General features: G+C 66.9%; 25 protein-coding genes. 7 read left to right on the top strand and 18 right to left on the bottom strand.

Translation table 11 applies throughout. The features are described 5' to 3' along the window. Positions 1–52 precede the first annotated feature (52 nt). From der to ACWIDZ_RS02095, 6 genes are all read right to left on the bottom strand, one after another. Positions 53–1,678, bottom strand: a complete 1,626-nt coding sequence (gene der / locus ACWIDZ_RS02070; protein WP_346486514.1) for a ribosome biogenesis GTPase Der — start codon at positions 1,676–1,678, stop codon at positions 53–55. Positions 1,679–1,709: 31 nt separating this feature from the next. Then, positions 1,710–3,131 (bottom strand): PQQ-like beta-propeller repeat protein, encoded by a 1,422-nt coding sequence (locus ACWIDZ_RS02075; protein ID WP_346486513.1) that lies wholly within the window; start codon positions 3,129–3,131, stop codon positions 1,710–1,712. A 24-nt stretch (positions 3,132–3,155) separates the two neighbouring features. Further along, complete coding sequence (locus tag ACWIDZ_RS02080) at positions 3,156–3,929, bottom strand: tetratricopeptide repeat protein (RefSeq protein WP_291774183.1); 774 nt, start codon at positions 3,927–3,929, stop codon at positions 3,156–3,158. Between the two features lie 144 nt (positions 3,930–4,073). After that, positions 4,074–4,505, bottom strand: a complete 432-nt coding sequence (locus ACWIDZ_RS02085) for a hypothetical protein (protein WP_453988445.1) — start codon at positions 4,503–4,505, stop codon at positions 4,074–4,076. After that, positions 4,495–5,052 (bottom strand): RNA polymerase sigma factor, encoded by a 558-nt coding sequence (locus ACWIDZ_RS02090; RefSeq protein ID WP_291774179.1) that lies wholly within the window; start codon positions 5,050–5,052, stop codon positions 4,495–4,497. The genes ACWIDZ_RS02085 and ACWIDZ_RS02090 overlap by 11 nt, the downstream gene beginning before the upstream one ends. Before the next feature lie 23 nt (positions 5,053–5,075). After that, the gene (locus ACWIDZ_RS02095) at positions 5,076–5,459 is read right to left on the bottom strand and encodes a DUF6249 domain-containing protein (protein WP_291774177.1); all 384 of its coding nucleotides are present in this window, start codon (positions 5,457–5,459) and stop codon (positions 5,076–5,078) included. Positions 5,460–5,649: 190 nt separating this feature from the next. Here ACWIDZ_RS02095 and ACWIDZ_RS02100 point away from each other — a divergent pair, with 190 nt between their 5' ends. Further along, positions 5,650–5,886, top strand: a complete 237-nt coding sequence (locus ACWIDZ_RS02100; RefSeq protein WP_289647651.1) for a DUF2188 domain-containing protein — start codon at positions 5,650–5,652, stop codon at positions 5,884–5,886. Positions 5,887–5,889: 3 nt separating this feature from the next. Here the strand turns inward: ACWIDZ_RS02100 and ACWIDZ_RS02105 are convergent, their stop codons facing one another. The 3 genes from ACWIDZ_RS02105 to ACWIDZ_RS02115 all read right to left on the bottom strand — a co-directional run bounded on the left by ACWIDZ_RS02105 (position 5,890) and on the right by ACWIDZ_RS02115 (position 7,502). Continuing rightward, the gene (locus ACWIDZ_RS02105) at positions 5,890–6,243 is read right to left on the bottom strand and encodes an ArsC family reductase (protein ID WP_453988444.1); all 354 of its coding nucleotides are present in this window, start codon (positions 6,241–6,243) and stop codon (positions 5,890–5,892) included. A 180-nt stretch (positions 6,244–6,423) separates the two neighbouring features. Beyond that, the gene (locus tag ACWIDZ_RS02110) at positions 6,424–7,041 is read right to left on the bottom strand and encodes a LysE family translocator (RefSeq protein ID WP_453988443.1); all 618 of its coding nucleotides are present in this window, start codon (positions 7,039–7,041) and stop codon (positions 6,424–6,426) included. Then, entirely contained in the window at positions 7,038–7,502 is a 465-nt protein-coding gene (locus ACWIDZ_RS02115; protein ID WP_453988442.1) for a PaaI family thioesterase, read from the bottom strand. The genes ACWIDZ_RS02110 and ACWIDZ_RS02115 overlap by 4 nt, the downstream gene beginning before the upstream one ends. Positions 7,503–7,637: 135 nt before the next feature. Between ACWIDZ_RS02115 and ACWIDZ_RS02120 the strand changes: the two genes are divergently transcribed. Further along, positions 7,638–8,108, top strand: a complete 471-nt coding sequence (locus ACWIDZ_RS02120) for an Lrp/AsnC family transcriptional regulator (RefSeq protein ID WP_453988441.1) — start codon at positions 7,638–7,640, stop codon at positions 8,106–8,108. A gap of 184 nt (positions 8,109–8,292) precedes the next feature. On the opposite strand, the gene ACWIDZ_RS02125 is transcribed toward ACWIDZ_RS02120, so the two are convergent. Genes ACWIDZ_RS02125 through ACWIDZ_RS02135 form a run of 3 tightly spaced genes read right to left on the bottom strand, consistent with a single transcriptional unit; the run spans position 8,293 to position 9,661 of the window. After that, positions 8,293–8,634, bottom strand: a complete 342-nt coding sequence (locus tag ACWIDZ_RS02125) for an ArsC/Spx/MgsR family protein (RefSeq protein ID WP_453988440.1) — start codon at positions 8,632–8,634, stop codon at positions 8,293–8,295. A gap of 2 nt (positions 8,635–8,636) precedes the next feature. Beyond that, positions 8,637–9,167, bottom strand: a complete 531-nt coding sequence (locus tag ACWIDZ_RS02130) for a hypothetical protein (protein ID WP_453988439.1) — start codon at positions 9,165–9,167, stop codon at positions 8,637–8,639. A 20-nt stretch (positions 9,168–9,187) separates the two neighbouring features. Continuing rightward, positions 9,188–9,661 carry a hypothetical protein gene (locus ACWIDZ_RS02135; protein WP_346521824.1) on the bottom strand — a complete coding sequence of 158 codons (474 nt, stop codon included), beginning with the start codon at positions 9,659–9,661 and terminating at the stop codon, positions 9,188–9,190. 117 nt (positions 9,662–9,778) lie between these two features. Between ACWIDZ_RS02135 and ACWIDZ_RS02140 the strand changes: the two genes are divergently transcribed. From ACWIDZ_RS02140 to ACWIDZ_RS02160, 5 genes are all read left to right on the top strand, one after another. Beyond that, positions 9,779–11,038, top strand: coding sequence for a hydrolase (locus ACWIDZ_RS02140; RefSeq protein ID WP_453988438.1), 1,260 nt, complete (start codon positions 9,779–9,781; stop codon positions 11,036–11,038). Positions 11,039–11,042: 4 nt separating this feature from the next. Then, entirely contained in the window at positions 11,043–12,050 is a 1,008-nt protein-coding gene (locus ACWIDZ_RS02145; protein ID WP_453988436.1) for an arginine N-succinyltransferase, read from the top strand. A gap of 181 nt (positions 12,051–12,231) precedes the next feature. After that, complete coding sequence (gene astD, locus ACWIDZ_RS02150; protein WP_453988435.1) at positions 12,232–13,650, top strand: succinylglutamate-semialdehyde dehydrogenase; 1,419 nt, start codon at positions 12,232–12,234, stop codon at positions 13,648–13,650. After that, positions 13,647–14,981 carry an N-succinylarginine dihydrolase gene (astB, locus tag ACWIDZ_RS02155; protein ID WP_453988434.1) on the top strand — a complete coding sequence of 445 codons (1,335 nt, stop codon included), beginning with the start codon at positions 13,647–13,649 and terminating at the stop codon, positions 14,979–14,981. The genes astD and astB overlap by 4 nt, the downstream gene beginning before the upstream one ends. Before the next feature lie 91 nt (positions 14,982–15,072). Next, positions 15,073–16,503 carry an alkaline phosphatase PhoX gene (locus ACWIDZ_RS02160; protein ID WP_453988433.1) on the top strand — a complete coding sequence of 477 codons (1,431 nt, stop codon included), beginning with the start codon at positions 15,073–15,075 and terminating at the stop codon, positions 16,501–16,503. Between the two features lie 364 nt (positions 16,504–16,867). On the opposite strand, the gene phhA is transcribed toward ACWIDZ_RS02160, so the two are convergent. From phhA to ACWIDZ_RS02190, 6 genes are all read right to left on the bottom strand, one after another. Beyond that, positions 16,868–17,743: a phenylalanine 4-monooxygenase gene (gene phhA, locus ACWIDZ_RS02165; protein WP_453988432.1), complete on the bottom strand. Its 876-nt coding sequence runs from the start codon at positions 17,741–17,743 to the stop codon at positions 16,868–16,870. A gap of 189 nt (positions 17,744–17,932) precedes the next feature. Then, entirely contained in the window at positions 17,933–18,313 is a 381-nt protein-coding gene (rplL, locus tag ACWIDZ_RS02170; RefSeq protein WP_046654319.1) for a 50S ribosomal protein L7/L12, read from the bottom strand. Between the two features lie 55 nt (positions 18,314–18,368). Further along, a complete protein-coding gene (rplJ, locus tag ACWIDZ_RS02175; protein WP_003168522.1) occupies positions 18,369–18,884 on the bottom strand; it encodes a 50S ribosomal protein L10 in 516 nt (171 codons plus the stop codon). 295 nt (positions 18,885–19,179) lie between these two features. Further along, positions 19,180–19,734 (bottom strand): DUF2059 domain-containing protein, encoded by a 555-nt coding sequence (locus ACWIDZ_RS02180; protein ID WP_453988430.1) that lies wholly within the window; start codon positions 19,732–19,734, stop codon positions 19,180–19,182. Positions 19,735–19,797: 63 nt separating this feature from the next. Beyond that, complete coding sequence (locus tag ACWIDZ_RS02185; protein WP_343829484.1) at positions 19,798–20,244, bottom strand: NUDIX hydrolase; 447 nt, start codon at positions 20,242–20,244, stop codon at positions 19,798–19,800. After that, the gene (locus ACWIDZ_RS02190; protein WP_291774143.1) at positions 20,244–21,245 is read right to left on the bottom strand and encodes an inorganic phosphate transporter; all 1,002 of its coding nucleotides are present in this window, start codon (positions 21,243–21,245) and stop codon (positions 20,244–20,246) included. The genes ACWIDZ_RS02185 and ACWIDZ_RS02190 overlap by 1 nt, the downstream gene beginning before the upstream one ends. Positions 21,246–21,250 lie beyond the last annotated feature (5 nt).

Consider the following 21,250-nt stretch of genomic DNA (forward strand, 5'->3'; position numbering starts at 1 on the left):
CTCCTGCGCCTCAACTGACGTCAAAAGCCGGGCAAAGGTTCCCGTCAGGTAATCAGCGCTTGGCGCCGCCCTTCTGTCCCGTGCGGACGCGGCCCGAGCGCGACACCTGGCGGGCGCCGCCGCGCGCGCCCTTGCCGACGAAGGCGTTGGTCCCCGACTTCTTCGACGCGCTGGCCTTCAGCCCGCCCAGAGGCTTCACCTTGGGCTTGATGCCGGCCTTGGCCTTCTGCTCCAGCGCCTTGCCGGGCAGGTTGGACAGCTTCTCTTCCTTCTCGGCCTTCAGCACGCGGCGCGGCGCGGTCTTGGCGTCGCCCTTGAAGCGCTCCGGCCCCGACTTGGCCCCGCCGTCGGCATAGGGGTTGGCCGAGCCCGACTTGACCGTCAGGCGGATCGGCGTGCCTGGCAGGTCGAAGCTCTCGCGGATCGAGTTGATCAGATAACGCTTGTAGTGGTCCGGCATGGCCGAGGCGCGGCTGGCGAACAGCACGAACGTCGGAGGACGCGCCTTGGTCTGCGCCACATATTTCGGCTTGATGCGCTTGCCGTCCACGGCGGGCGGCGGGTGCCTCTGGGTCGCCAGCGACAGCCAGTCGTTCAGGTCGCGGGTCTTCACCTTCACCGACCAGGTGTCATAGGCCTGAAGCACGGCGGGCATCAGACGCTCGACGCCCCGTCCGTTGAACGAGGACAGGGCCACGAAGGGCGAACCGCGCAGCTGCGGCAGCTTGTCGTCAGCCAGGCGCTTCAGCTCGGCCAGACGGGACTGAGGCTCTTCCTCCAGGTCCCATTTGGCGGCGACATAGACCAGCGCCCGCCCTTCCCGCTCGACCAGGTCGGCCAGTTGCAGGTCCTGGGTGTCGAAGGCGTCGTCCTTGTCCATCACCATGATCACCACCTCGGCGAAGGTGATGGCGCGGATGGTGTCGGCGACCGACAGCTTTTCCAGCTTCTCCTGGACGCGAGCCTTGCGGCGCATCCCGGCGGTGTCGATCAGGCGGATGTTGCGGCCTTCCCAGACCCAGTCCACCGAGATGGAGTCGCGCGTGATCCCGGCTTCGGGTCCGGTCAGCAGGCGATCATCGCCGATCAGGCGGTTGATCAGGGTCGACTTGCCCGCGTTCGGGCGGCCGATGACCGCAATGCGGATCGGTTTTTCCGGCTCGTCGACTTCCTCGACGAAGATGTCTTCCGACGCGGCCAGGATCGCCTGATACAGGTCGGCCATGCCCTCGCCGTGCTCGGCCGAGATCGGCACCGGTTCGCCGAAGCCCAGACCATGAGCTTCGCCCACGCCGCCGCCGCTCTCGCGGCTTTCCGACTTGTTGGCCAGCAGGACGACGGGCTTGTGCACCTTGCGCAGGCGGTCAGCGAAGATACGGTCCAGCGAGGTCACGCCTTCGCGCGCGTCCATCATGAACAGGATCAGGTCCGCGTCCTCGATCGCCGCCTCGGTCTGCTCGCGCATCCGGGCTTCCAGGCTTTCGTCGGTGACGTCCTCATACCCTGCGGTGTCGATCAGGGTCAGGTCCATATCGCCGATCACGCCGTCGGCGTAGCGGCGGTCGCGGGTCACGCCGGGGCGATCATCGACCAGCGCAAGGCGCTTGCCGACGAGACGATTGAACAGTGTCGACTTGCCCACATTGGGGCGGCCGACGATGGCGACCTTCAGAGCCATGTCGGCCTTCTAGCTTAAATCGGTGAAAAGGTCAGCGGATGCTGACCAGCTGGCCCTTGTCGGTCAGGACATAGAGGGCGCCGTTATAGGCGGCCGGGGCGATATAGGCGGCCGAACCCAGCTTCAGACTGCCGGTCTGCGCGCCCGTCTTCGGATCAAAGGCCACGGCCTCGCCGTCCGAGTTGACCAGCACCAGACGGTTCGACGCCAGGATCGGGCCGGACCAGACCGGACGCACGGTGCGCTTGCCGAAGCCCAGGAAGCCGCCTTCCTTGCGGACGCGGCCCTCGTTCAGGTCGCGGGTCCAGTAGACCTGGCCCGTCTCGCGGTTGACCACGGTCAGCTCGCCTGCCTGGGACACGACATAGACGACGTCGCCGACCGGCAGGGGCTGGTTCACCCCGACGATGGGCAGGGACCACTTCGGCTGGCCGCTGCGCAGGTCCATGACCTGCAGCACGCCCGACTGGCTGATGGCGTAGACCTGGCCGCGGCTGACGACCGGACGACCGGCGATGTCGCGCAGTTCCGACAGGGCGCTGGTGCGGCTGGTGCGCGACAGCACCTGCTCCCACACCGGCTGGCCGTTGGTCGCCTGCAGGGCCACGATCTGACCCGAGGAGAAGGGCGCCACCACCGTGCCGCCGCTGACCGCCGGGCTGGAGGCGCGCATGATGCGGGCCGGCTCGGTGATGCCGCGATAGGACCAGTCCTGCTGGCCGTTGGCCACGTTGAAGGCCATCAACTGGTTGTCGACGTCGACGACATAGACCCGCTGGCCCGACACCGTCGGCGCGCCGTGAATCGGCAGATCGACCGGCGTGCGCCACAGCTCGGCGCCCGTATTGGCGTCGAACGCCGTCATGACGCGATAGCCGGACGAGACGAAGACCTTGCCGCCGCTGACGGCGATGCCGCCGCCGAAGCCGCCGCCGCCCGAACCGCCGCCCAGGCCGATGCCCAGGAAGCGGCGGCCGCGATCGGCCTCGTCGACCTTGACGCTGGCCTTCCACAGCACGGCGCCCGTGCCGGCGTCCACGGCGGTCACGCCCGCCTCGCCGTCCATGACGAAGATCTTGCCGTCCTCGGCCACCACCGGGGACATGACCTGACGGTCCTTCGCCGATCCGGCGCCGATGTCGCGACGCCAGGCGACGGCGAAGTCCGGCGCGGCGATGACGTGCTCGACGGCGTTCTCGGCGTTGCCGCCGGGCTGGCTCCAGGCCGTCGCCGCCTGCGGACCCGGCAGGAAGAAGTCACGGCCGGACAGGGCCGCCGACGGCGCCAGCTGCTGCTCGAACTCCAGAATGGAGATGCGCTGCCCTTCGGTCGCCGTCGCAACCGGCTCCTTGCTTCCGCCCCAGCCGAACGGCAGGGCGTTGCGCACCGTCCCGCACGAGGCGACGGTCAGGGCCAGACCGCTCAACAGGGCGACTTTAAGGGTTTTGGTCATGGTTGGCGTCCCGAGGGAGTCAAATCAGGGAGCAGGCGTCGCGGCCGGCGCTTGAGCCGGGGCCGCAGCCTCGGCCGGAGCGGCGGCGGCGGCCTGGCCGGGCGTCGGCGTCGGCAAGGCCGCAGCGGCCTTGACGATGGCGGCCAGATTGGCGGCCGTGCCCGTGTCGACCGCCTGAACGGCGGCCTGGGCGCGCTGGCGCACCGGGTCCGGCACGTCCTGGCCGAGTTGCAGCTGCACGAACGTCTGGCGCGCCTCGGCGGTCTTGCCGTGCTGCAGCTGGGCCATGGCGAGGGCCTCCTGGGCGAAGGCCGACATCGGGCGTTTCTCGCCGGTCAGCGGCTCCAGGCGCTTCTGGACGTCCTCCAGCGAGGCCGTGTCCATCACCAGGAAGACCGCCTTCAGCGCCGCGATGTCCGACAGGATGGGGTCCCGCGTCGCCTTGGCCGCTTCATCCAGCAGGGCGACGGCGTCGGCCGTCTTGTTCTCGGCCTGGGCCAGACCGGCTTCCTGCATCAGGGCCAGGGCCTTGTAGCCGCCGCCGGCCTTGGCCGACTCGGCGAAGGCGGTCCGGGCTTCGGCGGTCTTGCCTTCCTGCAAGGCGTCGATGCCCTGCTGATAGGCGGCCGAGGCCTTGTCGGCCTGCGAACTCACATAGGACTGCCAACCCCACCAGGCGAGGGCGGCGACCAGAGCCACGGCCAGCAGGCCGCCCAGAACCGGCAGCCAGGTGCGAGCCAGACGCTTATAGCGTTCGGAGCGAAGCTCCTCCTCGACCTGTTCGAAGACATCAACCACGAAACGTCGCCCCAAAAATGCAGCCAAGGCCGATCATAAAAACGCCGCGACCCTAGAGGTTCGGCGTCACGCCCGCAACGCAGGCGTTGGGCGCGAAACGGCTTTTTCCAGCCCTAAGCCGCGACTGGGGCGGGAAAACGGCGCTCAGATCTGTTGCGACAGCTTCACCACGCCCGTCGCCAGCAGGGCCACCAGCACCCCGGCCGTGGCCCAGAACATCTGCATCCCGCCCATGGAGCCCATGGCGCTGAGGGCCGCATCGCCCAATCCGGACCGCTCCAGCAGGGACTGAACCGCCATTCCGCCCTGGATCCCGGCCTGGGCTCCGGCCGAATCGATGCCGCCGCCCGCGTGGGCCGTGAAGCCGTCCGGCCCCAGCTGGAAGTTGACGCCCAGCAGTTCGCGCACGGCGATCAGCCCCCCGGCCAGCCCCGCCGCCGACAGGGCGATGGACCGCACGCGCGAGGCCTTGTTCAGGCGCGCGGCCACGTCCGCTTCAAAGAAGGCCGAATCAGCGAAGTGCGGCGTCTGGGCGAACAGGCGCTCGATCGCCGGATCGAATTCGTCAGCCGACATGGGATGCGCTCCCGATTGCAACCGGCCCCGGCTGGAGCCGGGCCCGAAGTTTATCCAGACCACGCTTGACATGAGATTTCACCGTTCCAAGCGGCAAATTCATGGCCGCGGCGATTTCCGGGTGCGACAGCCCCGCGCCATGACACAGGGAGACGCACAGGCGTTCGGCCTCGCTGAGGCCCCGCAGGGCCTCGTCCAGATCGACGCGGCCGATGCTGTCGACGGCGGGCGCGGCGTCTTCCGTTTCGGTTTCCGCCACATAGCGCGCCTCCTTGGAGATGCGCTTCAGATAAAGACGCGCGGCGATGCGCTTGATCCAGGCGGCGAAGGTGCCCTCGCCCCGGAACTCGGCGCACTTCTCGAACGCCAGAAGAAAGGCGTCCTGCGCCACGTCGTCGGCCAGGGCGGGCTGGGCGCCCATGCGGCGCAACAGGCCCCGCACCGCCGAGCCGTGCCGACGGACCAGCTCGCCGAACTCCCGGCGGCCGCCGCCGGCCGCAAGCCCGGCCAGTTCGACGTCGTGCATATCGCGTAAGGGTTGGGCCATGACGGTCTTCCCTGTTCGGCCGCTTACCCTTTGTTCTTGTTGAAGAAGCTCAGGATGATGAAGGCCAGGCCGATCATGCCGGGGATCGCGGCGATCCCGACGATGGGATAGTAGGCGTCCATCTCGGCGAAGCTGACCGCATAGCCGAAGATGCCGATGCCGACGGCCACCGCCAGCAGGATGACCCCGGTGCGCAGGTCGCGCGCGGCCGTCGCCGGCGGCTTGGCGTTTTCCTTGCTGATGCTCTCGATCACTTCAGGCGGCAGGGGCTGGCCCTTTTCGATGGCCGCCCGCAGGGTGGCCTGCATCTCGCGCCTGTCCCGGCTCTTCAGCCAGGCGGGGATGGCGACGATGGCGACCACCATGAGGAAGGGCGCCAGGGGGATGAGGATTTCAAAGCCGTTCATGGGTTGTCGCCCCTAGTGTGAAACGTGTTCCGGCTCAGCCTGATGCGGCGGCCTTCTGATCACAAGAGGCGGCGATGATGGCCGATGGATGCAGTTCGGCGCATGAACTCTTCGTAATGCGTCACCACAGCGTGACTCGACAGGCTTCTGTCGCCGTTCGACGGTGGCCGCCGATCCCTCGGAGGCGCGTATGAACATCACCTATCGCATCGTCCAGCACGACGGCGGCTGGGCCTACCAGCTGGGCGACAGCTATTCCGAGACCTTCCCCAGCCACGCAGCGGCGCTGGCGGCGGCCTCGGCGGCGGCGCGCGAACAACGCGTGCCGGACCGCACCTCCTGGATCGAGTATGAAGACGCTTCGGGCCAGTGGGTCACAGAACGCGCCGACGGCCACGACCGCCCCACCACCGCCGTCGAGGACTGAGCCTCAGCCCTTCAGGGCCTCGGCGTAGACCTCCGGCTTGAAGCCCAGCAGCGTCCGCCCGTCGCCCAGATCCAGCACCGGCCGCTTGATCATCGACGGCTGGTCCAGCATCAGGTCCACCGCCTTGGCGGCGTCGATGTCGGCCTTGTCGGCGTCCGACAGCTTGCGGAAGGTGGTGCCCGCCCGGTTCAGCACCTTCTCCCAGCCATGTTCGGCGACCCAGCGCTCCACCTCGGCGCGGTTCGCGCCTGCGGCCTTGTAGTCATGAAAGTCATAGGCCACGCCGTTCTGATCCAGCCAGACGCGCGCCTTCTTCATCGTGTCGCAGGCCTTGATGCCATACAGGGTGCGGGTCATGGGCGAACTCCAAGCGTGACGAACAGCCGGGGTCTGGCATCGAAGCGCGGAGGGGTCAATTTGGAGCGCGTGAACAGGTCGGCTTTCGACCCTTAGCGGACATTTCGGCGGCTCGGCCTGATGGTCCGACGCGGGCTCTTAGCGGACTGAGAGTGCAATCTCCTCTCAGTCCGCGTTTCGTCAGCGCCAGAACTGCTCGACGAGCAGAACGATCGCCACGATGATCATGACCCCGCCTGAAATCCGTCCCACAGTCTTTGAGACGCCAGGATTTGCACGGAGAATCGAGTGCGATGCCAGTCCAACCAACGTGTAGATGATGGCGCAACTGATGATCGTAGTGATCCCGAGAGCGATTATCTGGGCGGACAAAGGCCACGTACTGGTAGCGTCAGTGAATTGGGGCATGAGAGCGAGATAGAGCAACGGAACCTTTGGGTTTAAGCCGCTCAGACCGTAGCCTTTGATTAGGTATTGGCGCCAAGAAACTCCGCTTAACTGACCAGCCGAATGTGGAACTGGAGGATTGCGGATCAGGCTTATTCCCAACCACACAAGGTAGGCTGCCCCTAAGACCGTGAGTACGGTTAGCGCCAAGGGCGCCTTGGTGACGATAGCGCCGACCCCCGCTGCGACCAGGACGACTGCGGTCAGGTGGCCTAAGAGCAAGCCCGTCACAGCGGGCGCAATTGCTCGACGGCGATCACTCACGCTGATGACGTACGCCCAATCCACGCCCGGCGTAAGGACGAACAGGAATGAGAACGCCCAATAGGCCAGGATGCTGCTGAACATCATGACGGAGACGTCTCCGCCTGAACGGGTGCGATGCTCTGCTGAAGGGCGGCGCAGAGAACTCGCTTCCCGTCCCGCTCTGCATAAACGTCTACTCGCGTCACGGAAACGGATCGGCCTGCACGCAACACCTCGCCCTCCGCCACCAGTCGGTCGCCAACGGCTGGGCGCAGGAAGTTGATCTTGTATTCCATGGTCAGGACTTCAGCGCCGTCAGGCGTCAAGGTCATAGCCGCATACCCACCGGCTGAATCGCCCAAGGCGCCGATGACGCCGCCATGAAAAAAGCCCTGCTGTTGGGTGACTCCCTGAGAATAGGGAAGCGCGATCGTGCAGCGCCCGGACGCTAACGCCTGAATGCGGGCTTTGAAATTTTGCAGCAGCCCCTGTCGTGCAAAGCTGCTTTCGATTTGTGCAATTTTGGAATTGCTTAGGGGGCGCTCGCCCGCCTGATTGGTCGACACTGTTGGCCTCGCTTGGATGCTAGACCCAATTAGCTAGCGCTAGGCCTGATGTTTTTGGTTGCGTACTGCGCTATAAATCGCGGAAATGTTGGCATCCATATTCGATTATGACGCCACGACAGGCACAGGATTGCCATGAAGCTTGACGCTATCGATACCCGCATCTTGCGGGTGCTCCAGGCGCAGGGGCGTATTCCCAACAATGAGTTGGCCGCTGAGGTCGGGCTCTCGCCGTCGCCATGCTTACGGCGAGTACGGCTCCTTGAAGAGCGCGGCGTGATCATGGGCTATACGGCAAAGCTGGATACAGCTCAGATTGGCATGGGGTTTACGGCCTACTCCAGGGTCACGCTTACCGGGCAGGACAAGGATCAGGTGGATCACTTCATCTCTGAGGTGAAAAAGCTCAAGCAGGTCGTCGAGTGCTACATCATGGCCGGAGATTGCGACTTCTTGCTCAAAGTCGTTGCTCCCGACCTGCTGGCGTACAGACAATTCCAAGGCGGGAAGCTGTCCAAGATTCGCGGGGTCCAGAACGTAAAAACCGAAATCCCAATGGAGGTCATAAAGTCCTTCGGCGAAGCCCCTCTCGCACCTGATATTTGACTTTGTTAGGCGTCCGCTAAGGGGCGCGAAAGCGGCCCTAAAGTCGCCGACCGGTCTGGCATCAGCTTTCGGTAGGCCAGGCAATGACCGCTCCTGGCGCAGACGCGACGCAGGCGATTGCGCAGGCCAACATCCGCTTTCCACCCTTAGCGAACATCAAAGCCTCCACCGCGACAGCGCGTCCCTAAAGAACCCCCAGCACCGCCTCGACCGGCCGCCCGATCGCCGCGCCCTTTGCTGTCTCCACGATAGGGCGCTCGACGATGACCGGACTCTCGATCATGGCGGCCAGGATCGTCGCATCGTCGGCGTCAGCAGCCAGAAGTTCGGCGGCCTTAGCCTCCTTCTTGCGCAGCAGGCCCTTCAGCCCGCCGCCCGTCGCGCGCGCCAGACGGTTCAGCGTCTCGGCGTCCCAGCCGGTCTTCAGATACTCGACCACCGTCGGCTCGAGTCCCCGCTCGCGCAGCAGCTCCAGCGCCTTGCGCGAGGTCGAGCATTTCGGGTTGTGATAAAGGGTGACGGTCATGGTCAGACGCTCCGTTTCAACTGATCCAGCATACGGCCGCCGCGAAACGCCGCCACATAGACGACGCCCATGGCCAGCTGGACGAGCCACAGGACGACGGAGAAGGGTGATTGCAGTTCGCTCATCACCGATCCCATCGTCAGGAACCCGCCCACCAGACTCAAAAGGCTATAGCCTAGCAGGGCCAGCATGATGGCGGGGATCACCCACGTCGCCTTGCGCCACTGCACCACGGCCAGAACCAGATACAGAATGGAAAAGGCGGCCATCATCGCGATCATCGTCGGCGCCAGGACGGTCATAACGCCCTCCATCATCGCCTGATCCGCCGCCGACCCGCCCTGGGCTTGCGTGACCTCGGTCATGGACTGCGCCAGCTTGTCCGACATCATCGGCAGGCTCGCCGCACTCTGAACGGCGGACACGGCCAGGGCGACAGCTCCCGCACGAGCGGACCGCTGCGCCTCCGCCATGCCGCGCGGCGGCGCAAAGGGATTGGCCGCGCGCAACCACAGCTTGAGTTCATGTTTCATCTATTTCCCCCGGATATCGTTCAGGCCTGGTCGCCGGATGGGGCCGAGGCGAGCCGCCCCATGGCGGCCGCTCCGCGCAGGCCGCCGATGTGCAGCAGCAGGCACAGCACCATGACCGCCGCCCCCAGGGCGATGCTCCATCCCGGCAGCCCCGGCGCCGCCAGCGGCGCGCCGACCAGCAGGCCGACGGACAGGGCGCTCAACTCATAAAGAGCCCAGGCCAGGCCGAACACCGGCAGGACGCGGTTGGGCTTGCGGTGCTGCATCCATCCCAACACGGCGGCGAAGCCTGCGAAGAAGATCATGAAGCCCGTGGTGGCGCCGCGCACATCCTGATGCGCCGCATCGCCCTGAAACCAGACCAGTCCCGCCTGCAGCAGGCCCACGGCCGCCCAGATCCAGAACGCCCAGGCGCTGCCCCGCGCCAGCGCCATCGCCGTTTCGGCCGAATCGACCGGAGCGAAGGGTTGAGGCGGTGCGATCCGACGGTTCATGCGCGACTCCCTGACTGAGGCGGCGAAACTATCCCGCCGGACGCCGAAATCCCAAGGGCGTGAGAGAGAAACCGCCCCGCCTTCACCTTTTTCCTCGCCCCGTCTAGGGTCGCGGCCATGCGGATCGAACCTCAGGATCAGGCCGTGCTGGACCACGTCGCGGCCCGTGGCGACGCCATTGTTCAACGCGCCATCGACTGGTCCGACATCAACTCAGGCAGCCGCCACGCCGAAGGGCTGGCGCGGGTTCTCGACGTTCTGGACGCCACGGCGCGGGCCGCCTTCGGTGCGGCGGCGACGGTCGAGCGCGTGCCGACCCAAGGCTCGACCACCGTCGCCGACAGCGGCGCGGTGATCGCCGAATCCTACGCCGACTGCCTGAAGATCACCGCCCGGCCCGAAGCCCCGCTTCAGGTCGTGCTGACCGGCCACTACGACACCGTCTTCCCCGCCGACAGCGCCTTCCAGCGGGTCGTCACGCGCGACGACGGCGCCCTGAACGGCCCCGGCATCGCCGACATGAAGGGCGGGATCAGCGTCATGCTGGCCGCGCTGGAAGCCTTCGAGACCCATCCGGACAAGGCCCGCGTCGGCTGGACCGTGCTGCTGTCTCCCGACGAAGAGATCGGCTCGCCCGCCTCGGCGCCCCTGCTGGCGGAACTGGGCGGGCGCGGCCACGTCGGCCTGACCTATGAACCCGCCCTGTCCGACGGAACCCTGGCAGGCGAGCGCAAGGGCAGCGGCAACTTCGACCTGATCGTCACCGGCAAGGCCGCCCACGCAGGCCGCGCCTTCCACGAGGGCGCCAACGCCGTCGCGGGCGCCGCCATCATCGCCGCCCGCCTGCATGGTCTGAACGGCCAGCGCGAGGGCGTCACCGTCAATGTCGCCAAGATCGCCGGCGGCGGGCCGCTCAACGTCGTCGCCGACAACGCCGTCATCCGCTTCAACGTCCGCGTGCCGGACGCGCAAGGAGCGACGTGGATCGACGAAACGGTGCGCGCCCTCGCCGCCGAGCCGCCCTTCCCCGGCCTGACGCTGGACCTGCACGGCGGCATGACCCGCGCGCCCAAGCCGATGGACGCCAGCCAGACGGCCCTGTTCCACGCCGTGCGCGACGCAGGCGACCTGCTCGGCCAGACCATCGCCTGGAAGCCCTCGGGCGGCGTCTGCGAGGGCAACAACCTGCACGCCGCGGGCCTGCCCAACGTCGACACCTTGGGCGTGGTCGGCGGCGAGATTCACTCGGATCAGGAATTCGCCTGGCCCGCCAGCTTCGTCGAGCGCGCCCAGTTGTCCGCCCTGATCCTGTGCAAGATCGCCTCGGGCGAGATCGACGCCCTCAAACTGAAACAGCTCCGACTGGAGACGATGTAACCGCATGCTCGTTGTTCGCCCCGCCGGTCCCGCCGACCTTCATCACCTGCTCGAACTGGCCATCCTGTCCGGCCCCGGCTTCACCAGCCTGCCCGAGGACGCCGATGTCCTGAGCGAGCGGCTGGAGCTCAGCAAGGCCAGCTTTGAAGGCAGGATCGCGCCCGAAGAAGCCTGGTACACCCTGATGCTGGAAGACGGCGACACGGGCGACATCGACGGCATCGGGTCGGTCAAGGCGACGGTCGGGCTGAAGCGGCCCTTCTTCAGCTTCCGCGTGGTCAACAACACCGTCCAGTCGCCGTCGTTGAGCGTGAAGCTGAACCATCAGACGCTGGTGCTGGTCAACGAATGCACCGGCTGGACCGAGGTCGGCTCCCTGTTCCTCAAGGCCGACCGGCGCAAGGGCGGCGCGGGGCGCCTGCTCAGCCAGTCGCGCTACATGCTGATCGGCGCCCAGCCGGACCTGTTCGCCGACAATGTGCTGGCCGAACTGCGCGGCGTCTTCACGCCCGACGGCTACTGCCCCTTCTGGGACCATGTGGCGCACAAATTCTTCCCGATGGACTTCGACGACGCCGATCGCATGACCGGCTCGACCGACAAGCAGTTCATCCTCGACCTGGCGCCGCGCCATCCCATCTACATCGACCTGCTGCCCGAACCGGCCCGCGCCGTGATCGGCAAGGTCCACCCCCAGGGCGTGCCCGCCATGGCCCTGCTGGAAAGCGAAGGCTTCCGCCCCAACGGCCTGGTCGACATCTTCGACGCCGGTCCGACCGTGGCCTGCGGCCGCGACAACATCCGCACCGTGCGCGACGCCCGCGTCCTGACCGCCCGCATCGAGAAGGAGGTCGAAGCCGACCTGCCCTCCCTCGTCTCGACCGACAGCGTCGCCGCCTTCCGCGCCGTGCGCGCCCGCGTCCTGGTCGACGGCGACCTGGCCCGCATGACCCCCGACGTCGCCGCCGCCCTGAAGATCAAGGACGGCGCCACGGTACGGGTGAAGTCGTGATGAGCCCCCTTCTCCCCTTGTGGGAGAAGGTGGCCTGCGAAGCAGGTCGGATGAGGGGTGTCGCCGCGACGTCCGCCTCTTATCTTAGCTCCAGCGCCGCCCTGTCAGACGTCGCCGCAACCCCTCATCCGGTCGCTGCCGCGACCACCTTCTCCCACAAGGGGAGAAGGGGAGAACTCAAATGACCCGTTTCACCTCCACCAACCCCGCCACCGGCGAAACCGTCTGGGAAGGCGAAGCCGCCTCCGTCGAGCAGGTCGGCGCCGCCGTCGAGGCCGCCCGCTCTGCCTTCCCCGACTGGTCCGACCGCCCGCGCCAGGACCGCATCGACGCGGTCAAACGCTATCAGGCCGTCCTGAAAGAGCGCGCCCCCGAAATGGCCGAGGCCATCAGCCGCGAGACCGGCAAGGCCCTGTGGGAGACGAAGACCGAACTGGCCTCGATGGCGGGCAAGGTCGACATCTCGATCCGCGCCTATGATGAGCGCACCGGCGAACGGTCGAACGACACCGCCTTCGGCCGCGCCGTCCTGCGTCACCGTCCGCACGGCGTCTCGGCGGTGCTCGGCCCGTTCAACTTCCCCGGCCACCTGCCCAACGGCCACATCGTCCCGGCCCTGCTGGCGGGCGACACCGTCGTGTTCAAGCCCTCCGAAGAAACGCCCCTGACCGGCCAGTTGATGGCCGAATGCCTTGAGGCTGCCGACCTGCCCAAGGGCGTGTTCAACCTAGTGCAGGGCGGGCGCGACACCGGCGCGGCCCTGCTGGATCAGCCGATCGACGCCCTGATGTTCACCGGCTCGGGCGCGGCGGGCGCGCATTTCCGGCGCAAGTTCGCCGATGACCCGCACGTCATCCTGGCTCTGGAGCTGGGCGGCAACAACCCGCTGGTCGTCTGGGACGCCGCCGACGCCGAAGCGGTCGCGGGCATCGTGGTCCAGTCCGCCTTCGTCACCACCGGCCAGCGCTGCTCGTGCGCGCGCCGCCTGATCGTGCCGGAAGGCGCCCAGGGCGACGCCATCGTCGAGGCCGTGGCCGCCCTATCCGACCGCCTGAACTTCGCCCCGTGGGACAGCGACCCCGAGCCCTACGCCGGGCCGCTGATCTCGGAGAAGGCCGCCAGCGCCGCTCTCGCCGCCCTGCAACAACGCATCGACGCGGGCGCCAAGGTCATCCGCGCCTCAGGCCCGATCGACAACCTGCCCGGCGCCTTCGTGAAGCCTGCGATCATCGACGTCACCGGCGTCGCGGTCGAGGATGAGGAAATGTTCGCCCCCTTCCTGCAGGTGCTGCGCGTCCCGACCTTCGACGCCGCCATCGCCGCCGCCAACGCCACCAAATACGGCCTGTCGGCCGGTCTGGTTTCAGACGACGCGAAGAACTGGGATCGCTTCATCAACCGCATCCGCGCGGGCGTGGTGAACTTCAACCGTCCGACCACGGGCGCGGCGGGCGACATGCCCTTCGGCGGGCTGGGAGCCAGCGGCAACCACCGTCCCAGCGCCTACTATGCCGCCGACTACTGCGCCTATCCGGTCGCCAGCTTCGAGGCCGGTTCGGTCAAGAACATCGAAAGCGAGATCAAGGGCTTACGCGCATGATTTCCGCTGTCGAGGCCAACGCCGACGGCCTGATCGGGCCGACGCACTCCTACGCCGGGCTGTCGCCGGGCAATCTGGCGTCCAGCCTGAACAAGGGCGAGGCGTCGAACCCGCGCGCGGCCGTGCTGCAGGGCCTCGACAAGATGAAGACCCTGGCCGATCTGGGCTTGCCCCAGTTCGTCCTGCCCCCGCATGAGCGACCGAACATCCCCTTCCTGCGCGACCTCGGCTTCTCGGGCTCCGACGCCCAGGTGCTGGAACGCGCATGGAAGGACGCGCCGTCCTTCGCCGCCGCCGCCTGTTCGGCCTCGCCCATGTGGGCCGCCAACGCCGCCACGGTGACGCCCAGCGCCGACGCACGTGACGGCCGCGTCCACTTCACCCCCGCCAACCTGATCACCAACCTGCACCGCAGTCTGGAGCACGATCAGACCAGGCGCGCGCTGGACGCCCTCTTCCCCGACGCCAGCCGCTTCGCCGTCCATGACGCCCTGCCCTCGGTCGCCCATCTGGCCGACGAGGGCGCGGCCAACCACGTCCGCCTGTGCCGCGATCACGGCGAGGCGGGCGTCAATCTGATGGTCTGGGGCCGCGAGGCCTGGGAGCATTGGGATGGCCCCTACCCCGCCCGCCAGACACGCGAGGCGTCCGAGGCGATCATGCGCCGCCACGCTGCGTCCGGCGCCGTCCTGGCGCGTCAGGGCAAGGCCGCCATCGCCGGCGGCGCCTTCCACAACGACGTGGTCTGCGTCGGGGCGCTGGACACCCTGTTCTTCCATGAGCTGGCGTTCGAGGACACGGAAGCGACCAAGGCCGCCATCCGCGCCGCCGCCGTCGGCTTCGAGCCGCAGTTCGTCGAGGTCTCGGCCGCCGACCTGCCGCTGGCCGACGCCATCAGCTCCTATCTGTTCAACTCCATGCTGATCCGGGTTCCGGGCCAGGATCGCCTGACCCTGATCTGCCCGACCGAGACGCGCGACAACCCGCGCAGCCATGCAGTCGCGCAAGGGCTCTCCGCCTCCAACGGCCCGATCGGCCATGTCGAATACGTCGACGTGCGCCAGTCGATGCGCAACGGCGGCGGCCCCGCCTGTCTCCGTCTCAGGGTCGTCCTGACCGAGGCCGAGCTGGCGGCGACCAATCCGGCCATGCGCCTGACCGACGCCCTGCACGCCCGCCTGTCCGACTGGGGCCGCCGCTGGTATCGCGACAGCCTGACGGCGCACGACCTGGCCGATCCCGCCCTGCTGGACGAAACGCGCGGCGCGCTGGACGAGTTGACGCAGATCCTGAACCTGGGCGGCGGCTTCTATCCGTTCCAACGGATCTGACCGTCAGACAGGACCATCGGCCGCAGCCCGCGTCACGCTGCGGTCAAACCGTCGTCATCGGACCGTAATGCGCCGCTCGTAAGCACGGCGCATGATCGCTTCACGCCGCGCCTTCATGGCCTCCGCCGCCGCCCTCGCCTTGTCGGGCTACGCGAAACGCGCCCACGCCGTCGCCGCCGAACCGGGCGGCTTCGTCGACGGCCCCTCGCGCAACGAGGTGTTCGGCTACGGCCCCATGAAGGCCGACCCTTACGGCCTGCTGGACCTGCCCGAGGGTTTCTCCTACCGCGTGGTGTCCCAGGCGGGCGAGACCATGGCCGACGGCCTGCTGACCCCCGACAAGTTCGACGGCATGGGCTGCTTCGGGCTGGACGAGGATCGGGTGATCCTGGTCCGCAACCACGAGGTCAATCCGCTGGAGTTCAACGCCAGCGCCTGGGGCGCCAACCATCGTCTGGTCGGCGACCTGGACCGCGCCCGCGTCTATGGCGTCTATCCCGATGAGACCGGCGCGGTCGCTCCGCTGGGCGGCGGCACGACCACCGTCGTCTACAACCTCAGGACCGGCCGCACCGAGCGCCAGCACCTCAGCCTGGGCGGCACAGCGGTCAACTGCGCCGGGGGCGTCACCCCCTGGGGCTCGTGGCTGAGCTGCGAAGAGATCGTGGCCGGGACCAAGGACGGCCTGCCCCAGGACCACGGCTGGGTGTTCGAGGTGCCGTCGCGCGCCACCGGCCTGGTCGATCCGACCCCGATCCGCGCCATGGGCCGCTTCAAGCACGAGGCCGCCTGCATCGATCCGCGCACTGGCGTCGTCTACATGACCGAGGACACGGGCGAGAGCCTCTTCTACCGCTACCTGCCGACCGACCCGCGCCGTCTACAGGCCGGCGGCCGCCTTCAGGCCCTGGCCCTGGTCGATCAGGCGCGCGGCGACACCCGCAACTGGAACGATGTCCTGTGGCGTCAGGGCCAGCGCCTGGCCGTGCGCTGGGTCGACCTGGATCACGTCGAAAGTCCCGACGGCGACCTGTCCCTGCGCGGCCACGCCTCGGGCGCGGCGATCTTCGCGCGCGGCGAAGGCGTCCACTGGGCCGGCGACCACCTCTATTTCACCTGCACCTCGGGCGGCGTCGGCCGTCACGGCCAGATCATGCGCTACGTCCCCAGCCCGCGCGAGGGCCAGTCGGACGAGGCCGCCCAACCCGGCATGCTGGAGCTGTTCGTCGAGGCGGGCGACCGCGCCGTGCTGGACTATGTCGACAACATCGCCATCGCCCCGAACGGCCACGTCATCGGCTGCGAGGACAAGCAGGTCGGCACCCAGCATGTGAAGGGCGTCACCCCCGACGGCCGCGTCTACGCCATCGCCCGCAACGCCATGCGCCACGACGCCGATGAATCGAACACCGAGTTCGCCGGCGTCTGCTGGGCGCCGGACGGCCGGACCATGTTCGTGAACCTGTACTCGCCCGGCATGACCCTGGCCGTCACCGGCCCGTGGGAGCGGTTCAGGGTCTGAGCACACCGTCACCCTCGGGCTTGTCCCGAGGGTGACGGACAGAAGGAAGCGTCAGCGCATCCTCACCGTTCAAACGCAGGAAATTCCCGGCGTCGGCGCTCGCAGACCTTCGCTTTCCTACCGCCGCCTGCACTCATGTCATCATCCCTCCCCCGCGCCACCGCAGAGGAGCGTTTCAGACGATTCAGACGAATTGGACTCTGTTTTTTCTCCCTCCCGTTCATGGGGAGGGTGGCTGAGCCGTCAGGCGAAGCCGGGTGGGGGCGTCAAAGCAAGCTGATCGCAGCTCTTGGACCACTCGCCCTCCCCACCCGGTCGCTACGCGACCACCCTCCCCATGAAGGGGAGGGAGAAGATGCGCCGTCTATGCCGCGAAGCGCCCGCCCTTGGCGGCGTAGGCCTGGGTGCCGTGCGTGAACACCTTGTCCGTCGGCAGGACGGCTTCGATCGGCAAGGCCTCGGCCCCCTTCAGCCGCTCATAGACGGGGCCGAAGTCCTGCAACGTCACCGTCTTCAGCGCCTCGATGCTGTCGATGACGAAATAAACCTGCTGGAAGTCGTCGATGCGGTACAGCGTCTTCATCACCCGCTCCAGGTCGAAGCCCAGGCGGTTCGGCGAGGGGTCTTCCAGGCTGAAGACGCTCTCGGTCGCCGACGACACGATGCCCGCGCCATAGATGCGCAGACCGTTCGCCTCCTGCATCAGGCCGAACTCGACCGTGTACCAGTAAAGCCGCGCCAGGTTCGACAGCATCCCCAGCGACGCTGCCCGCTGCCCGCCCTTGCCGTAGGCCTCCATATAGGCGGCGAAGTCGGGGTCGGTCAGCATCGGAACGTGGCCGAACACATCGTGGAAGATGTCCGGCTCCTGCAGATAGTCCAGCTGGTCCGGCTTGCGGATAAACTGGCCCGAGACGAAGCGACGGTTGGCCAGGTGGTCGAAGAAGACCTCGTCCGGCACCAGCCCCGGCACGCAGACCACGGTCCAGCCGGTCAGGGCCTGAAGCTTGGGGTTGATGATCTCGAAATCGGGAATGCCGCCCGCATTCAGGTCCAGCGCGTCCAGACCGCGCATGAAGGCCTCACAGGCGCGGCCCGGCAGGATCTTCATCTGCCGCTCGTACAGGGTGTTCCAGGTCTGGTGCTCGACCTCGGTATAGCCGGACCAGTTCTGCGGGATGGTCCAGTCGGCGGCGGCGCCTTCCGGCGGCTGCTCGAAAACGTGCTCGAAGTCGGACATGGGAACGCTCCTCACGGCTCTGATGGCCTTTCGGGGCAGATTAGCGCGCCACCTCGCCCGCGTCACGCACGCCTGTTGCCGCGCTTGCCCGACACGGCGCGGCGCAAAAGAAAACGGGCCGGAGGTTTCCCTCCGACCCGCTTCGCTTTGAAAGCTGTCTCTGGAGATCCAGAGGCCAGTTTCGAAATCTTACTTGATTTCGACCTTGGCGCCGGCTTCTTCCAGCTTCTTCTTCAGCTCTTCAGCAGCTTGCTTCGAGACGTTCTCGACGACCGGCTGCGGAGCGCCTTCGACCAGGTCCTTGGCTTCCTTCAGACCCAGGTCGGTGCGGACGCCGCGGACTTCCTTGATGACGTTGATCTTCTTGTCGCCGCCGTCAACCAGGACAACGGTGAACTCGGTTTGCTCTTCGCCAGCCGGAGCGGCTTCAGCAGCACCGGCGACAGCGGCAACGGCGACCGGAGCGGCGGCCGAAACGCCCCACTTCTCTTCCAGCAGCTTCGACAGTTCAGCGGCTTCCAGGACGGTCAGAGCCGACAGTTCTTCAACGATTTTGGCGAGATCAGCCATGTTAGTCTTCCTTCGGTAGGATGAGGTTCAGAGAGATATGCAGAGATGACGGGGCTTAGGCGGCGTCTTTGGTCGCGTACGCGTTGAAGACGCGAGCCAGCTGGCCGGCAGGCGCTTGCAGAACGCCGGCAACCTTGGTCGCCGGGGCTTGCAGCAGGCCGATGAGCTTGCCGCGCAGTTGGTCCAGCGACGGCAGCTTGGACAGGGCCTCGACGCCCTTGGCGTCCAGAACCTTGTCGCCCATGAAACCGCCCTGGATGACGAACTTGTCGTTGCCCTTGGCGAATTCGGCCGTGACCTTGGCGGCGGTGACGGGATCGGCGGCGTATGCGATGCCCACGGGGCCCTTGAACAGGCTGTGGTACTCGCTGCCTTCCTCGACGCCCAGCGCCTTGAGCGCCAGACGGTTCTTCACCACCTTGAACGCGGCGCCTTCTTTACGAAGACGACCACGCAGGTCTTCCATCTCCACAACGGTCAGACCCAGGTTGTGGGTCACGACCACGGCGCCCGCGTCGGCGAACACGCTCTTCAGCGATTCGATCGACTCGGCTTTTTGTGCGCGGTCCATTGTGGTCTCCAGTTTTGGTATTCGCCGCCGGGCTTATTCCCGACGACGGATTTGGCTTAAGCGCCATGCATCGCTGCACAGCGTTCAGGCCGGTCTTATTGTCCGAAGGAAGCGTGGCCCGCCCGCCGGATTCCAGCAGGCAAAAGGTCTTTGCATCCCCATCTCCCCACGGCGTCAGAAGGCCTTCTGACGATTATGACGCGGGCGACCCCCGCATCCCGAAGTTCTCGGACAGGCATCATCAGAACCGAGGCCCTGACGAGATGCGGGTTCTATACACGGCCCAACGGGAAAATCAACGCTTGGCGGGCTTGGTCGCGCCCGCCGCCTCCTGCGCTATGGCTCCGCAGTCGAAGGCGCCGCAGAACTTGGTCATCAGATCCTGCAGATAGGACATCTCGAAGCTCTGCATGGCCTGGCTCATGGCTCCGCCCATCTCCATCTGCTTGGCGGCGATCGCACGCCCCTCCGGCGTGTCGTAGAAGCCGACCAGGGCTTCCAGTTCGGTCTCGGTGAAGCGTGTCTGGATATCGTCGCTCAAGCTCCGGATCAGCGCATCCATATGGGGCCGCATGATGATGACGGTATTGGCGCGGAACCACGCCAATTGCTCAGCCGGCATCTCGTCCGCCATGCCTGCGAGCTCCTCGCTGATCAACTGCTGTACGATCTTGTCGATGCCGCCCGTAGTCAGTTCCAGATAACGACGGGTCAGGGCCGCGCGATTATCGGAAACCTGCGCCGAAGCCTTGGCCTGTCCCTCAAGCGACTCATGGGCCTGGACGGGCGCCGAGAGGGTCATGCCCGTCACGACAAGAGCGAGACAGGCGGCGGACAGAAAGGACGACATCGGATTCTCCATAGCGACGCCGCATTCATAGTGAACAAGGTTCTCTATTGAAAGCGAAACGCCCTACTCCGCCCCGCGGCTCGGCCTGAAGTCGCGGATCAGTTCGGCCAGCTCGACCTCGTCCACGGCGACGGCCGCGTCTTCGGTGGACATCCAGCGGCGCTCGCGCTGGGCGTCCTCGGGCCAGGCGCCCAGCTGGATGAAGACCTCCAGCGGATAGACGCTGGCGATGGTGGCCTGAACCCGCCCGGACTTCAGCCGCTTGCCGTATCGGAACCAGCCGATCGGCGCGCCCATGACGTCGCCCTGGACCCCGGCCTCCTCGTAGGCCTCGATCACGGCGGCCTCGGCGTCGGTCTTGCCCGCCATGCGGTTGCCCTTGGGGATGACCCAGCGCCGCGTCTCGCGCGAGGTGATCATCATGATCTCCACGCCGTCGGCGCCATGCCGCCAGGGCAAGGCTGCGACCTGGCGGGTCTCCGATGACAAGGTGCGAGGCTTGTTCGACATCAGGTCAGGAACAGCCCGCCCAGGGCGTAGAACAGGGCGCCGATGGCGGCGGCGGCCGGCATGGTGATGAACCAGGCGGTGACGATGCTGCGCGCCACGCTCCAGCGCACGGCCGAGACACGCTTGGCCGCGCCCACGCCGATGATGGCGCCGGTGATGGTGTGAGTGGTCGACACCGGAATGCCCAGGCTGGTCGCAGCGAACAGGGTGATGGCCCCGCCGGTCTCGGCGCAGAACCCCTGCTGGGGAGACAGACGCGTGATCCGGGATCCCATGGTGTGCACGATCTTCCAGCCGCCGAAGAGGGTGCCCAGGGCGATGGCCGCCTGACAGGTGATGACCACCCAGAAGGGTACGTGGAACTCGCCGCCCAGCATGCCGCGCGAATAAAGCAGGATGGCGATGATCCCCATCGTCTTCTGGGCGTCGTTACCCCCATGCCCCAGGGAATAGGCCGAGGCCGACACGAACTGCAAACCGCGGAAGACCCGGTCGGCGAAGTTGGGATTGGCCTTGGCGAACAGCCAGGACACGATCAGCACCAGCAACAGGGCCAGCAGGAAGCCGATCGCGGGCGACATGAAGATGGCGCCGACCGTCTTCAGCACGCCGCTGAGCACGATGGCCCCGCCGCCCGCCTTGGCCACGCCCGCGCCCAGCAGGCCGCCGACCAGGGCGTGAGAACTGGACGAGGGAATGCCCGCAATCCAGGTGATGACGTTCCAACTGATGGCGCCCATCAGCGCGCCGAAGATCACCTGATCCGAAATGATGTCCGGCGAGATGATGCCCCGGCCGATGGTGTCGGCGACGTGCAGGCCGAAGAACAGGAAGGCGATGAAGTTGAAGAAGGCCGCCCAGCCCACCGCATAGATCGGCGGCAGGACGCGCGTGGCGACGATGGTGGCGATCGAGTTGGCCGCGTCGTGCAGACCGTTCAGGAAGTCGAACAGCAGGGCGACGCCGATCAGGAAGGCCAGGATCAGGAGGGCGTGGTCCATGACCG

Source organism: Brevundimonas sp. NPDC055311 (assembly GCF_053645695.1).

Excerpts from the sequence above, each read along its gene's own strand:
- der (WP_346486514.1), bottom strand. The coding sequence starts at position 1,678 with ATGGCTCTGAAGGTCGCCATCGTCGGCCGCCCCAATGTGGGCAAGTCG.
- ACWIDZ_RS02075 (WP_346486513.1), bottom strand. The coding sequence starts at position 3,131 with ATGACCAAAACCCTTAAAGTCGCCCTGTTGAGCGGTCTGGCCCTGACC.
- ACWIDZ_RS02085 (WP_453988445.1), bottom strand. The coding sequence starts at position 4,505 with ATGTCGGCTGACGAATTCGATCCGGCGATCGAGCGCCTGTTCGCCCAG.
- ACWIDZ_RS02090 (WP_291774179.1), bottom strand. The coding sequence starts at position 5,052 with ATGGCCCAACCCTTACGCGATATGCACGACGTCGAACTGGCCGGGCTT.
- ACWIDZ_RS02095 (WP_291774177.1), bottom strand. The coding sequence starts at position 5,459 with ATGAACGGCTTTGAAATCCTCATCCCCCTGGCGCCCTTCCTCATGGTG.
- ACWIDZ_RS02100 (WP_289647651.1), top strand. The coding sequence starts at position 5,650 with ATGAACATCACCTATCGCATCGTCCAGCACGACGGCGGCTGGGCCTAC.
- ACWIDZ_RS02105 (WP_453988444.1), bottom strand. The coding sequence starts at position 6,243 with ATGACCCGCACCCTGTATGGCATCAAGGCCTGCGACACGATGAAGAAG.
- ACWIDZ_RS02110 (WP_453988443.1), bottom strand. The coding sequence starts at position 7,041 with ATGATGTTCAGCAGCATCCTGGCCTATTGGGCGTTCTCATTCCTGTTC.
- ACWIDZ_RS02120 (WP_453988441.1), top strand. The coding sequence starts at position 7,638 with ATGAAGCTTGACGCTATCGATACCCGCATCTTGCGGGTGCTCCAGGCG.
- ACWIDZ_RS02125 (WP_453988440.1), bottom strand. The coding sequence starts at position 8,634 with ATGACCGTCACCCTTTATCACAACCCGAAATGCTCGACCTCGCGCAAG.
- ACWIDZ_RS02130 (WP_453988439.1), bottom strand. The coding sequence starts at position 9,167 with ATGAAACATGAACTCAAGCTGTGGTTGCGCGCGGCCAATCCCTTTGCG.
- ACWIDZ_RS02135 (WP_346521824.1), bottom strand. The coding sequence starts at position 9,661 with ATGAACCGTCGGATCGCACCGCCTCAACCCTTCGCTCCGGTCGATTCG.
- ACWIDZ_RS02140 (WP_453988438.1), top strand. The coding sequence starts at position 9,779 with ATGCGGATCGAACCTCAGGATCAGGCCGTGCTGGACCACGTCGCGGCC.
- ACWIDZ_RS02145 (WP_453988436.1), top strand. The coding sequence starts at position 11,043 with ATGCTCGTTGTTCGCCCCGCCGGTCCCGCCGACCTTCATCACCTGCTC.
- astD (WP_453988435.1), top strand. The coding sequence starts at position 12,232 with ATGACCCGTTTCACCTCCACCAACCCCGCCACCGGCGAAACCGTCTGG.
- astB (WP_453988434.1), top strand. The coding sequence starts at position 13,647 with ATGATTTCCGCTGTCGAGGCCAACGCCGACGGCCTGATCGGGCCGACG.
- ACWIDZ_RS02160 (WP_453988433.1), top strand. The coding sequence starts at position 15,073 with ATGATCGCTTCACGCCGCGCCTTCATGGCCTCCGCCGCCGCCCTCGCC.
- phhA (WP_453988432.1), bottom strand. The coding sequence starts at position 17,743 with ATGTCCGACTTCGAGCACGTTTTCGAGCAGCCGCCGGAAGGCGCCGCC.
- rplL (WP_046654319.1), bottom strand. The coding sequence starts at position 18,313 with ATGGCTGATCTCGCCAAAATCGTTGAAGAACTGTCGGCTCTGACCGTC.
- rplJ (WP_003168522.1), bottom strand. The coding sequence starts at position 18,884 with ATGGACCGCGCACAAAAAGCCGAGTCGATCGAATCGCTGAAGAGCGTG.
- ACWIDZ_RS02180 (WP_453988430.1), bottom strand. The coding sequence starts at position 19,734 with ATGTCGTCCTTTCTGTCCGCCGCCTGTCTCGCTCTTGTCGTGACGGGC.
- ACWIDZ_RS02185 (WP_343829484.1), bottom strand. The coding sequence starts at position 20,244 with ATGTCGAACAAGCCTCGCACCTTGTCATCGGAGACCCGCCAGGTCGCA.
- ACWIDZ_RS02190 (WP_291774143.1), bottom strand. The coding sequence starts at position 21,245 with ATGGACCACGCCCTCCTGATCCTGGCCTTCCTGATCGGCGTCGCCCTG.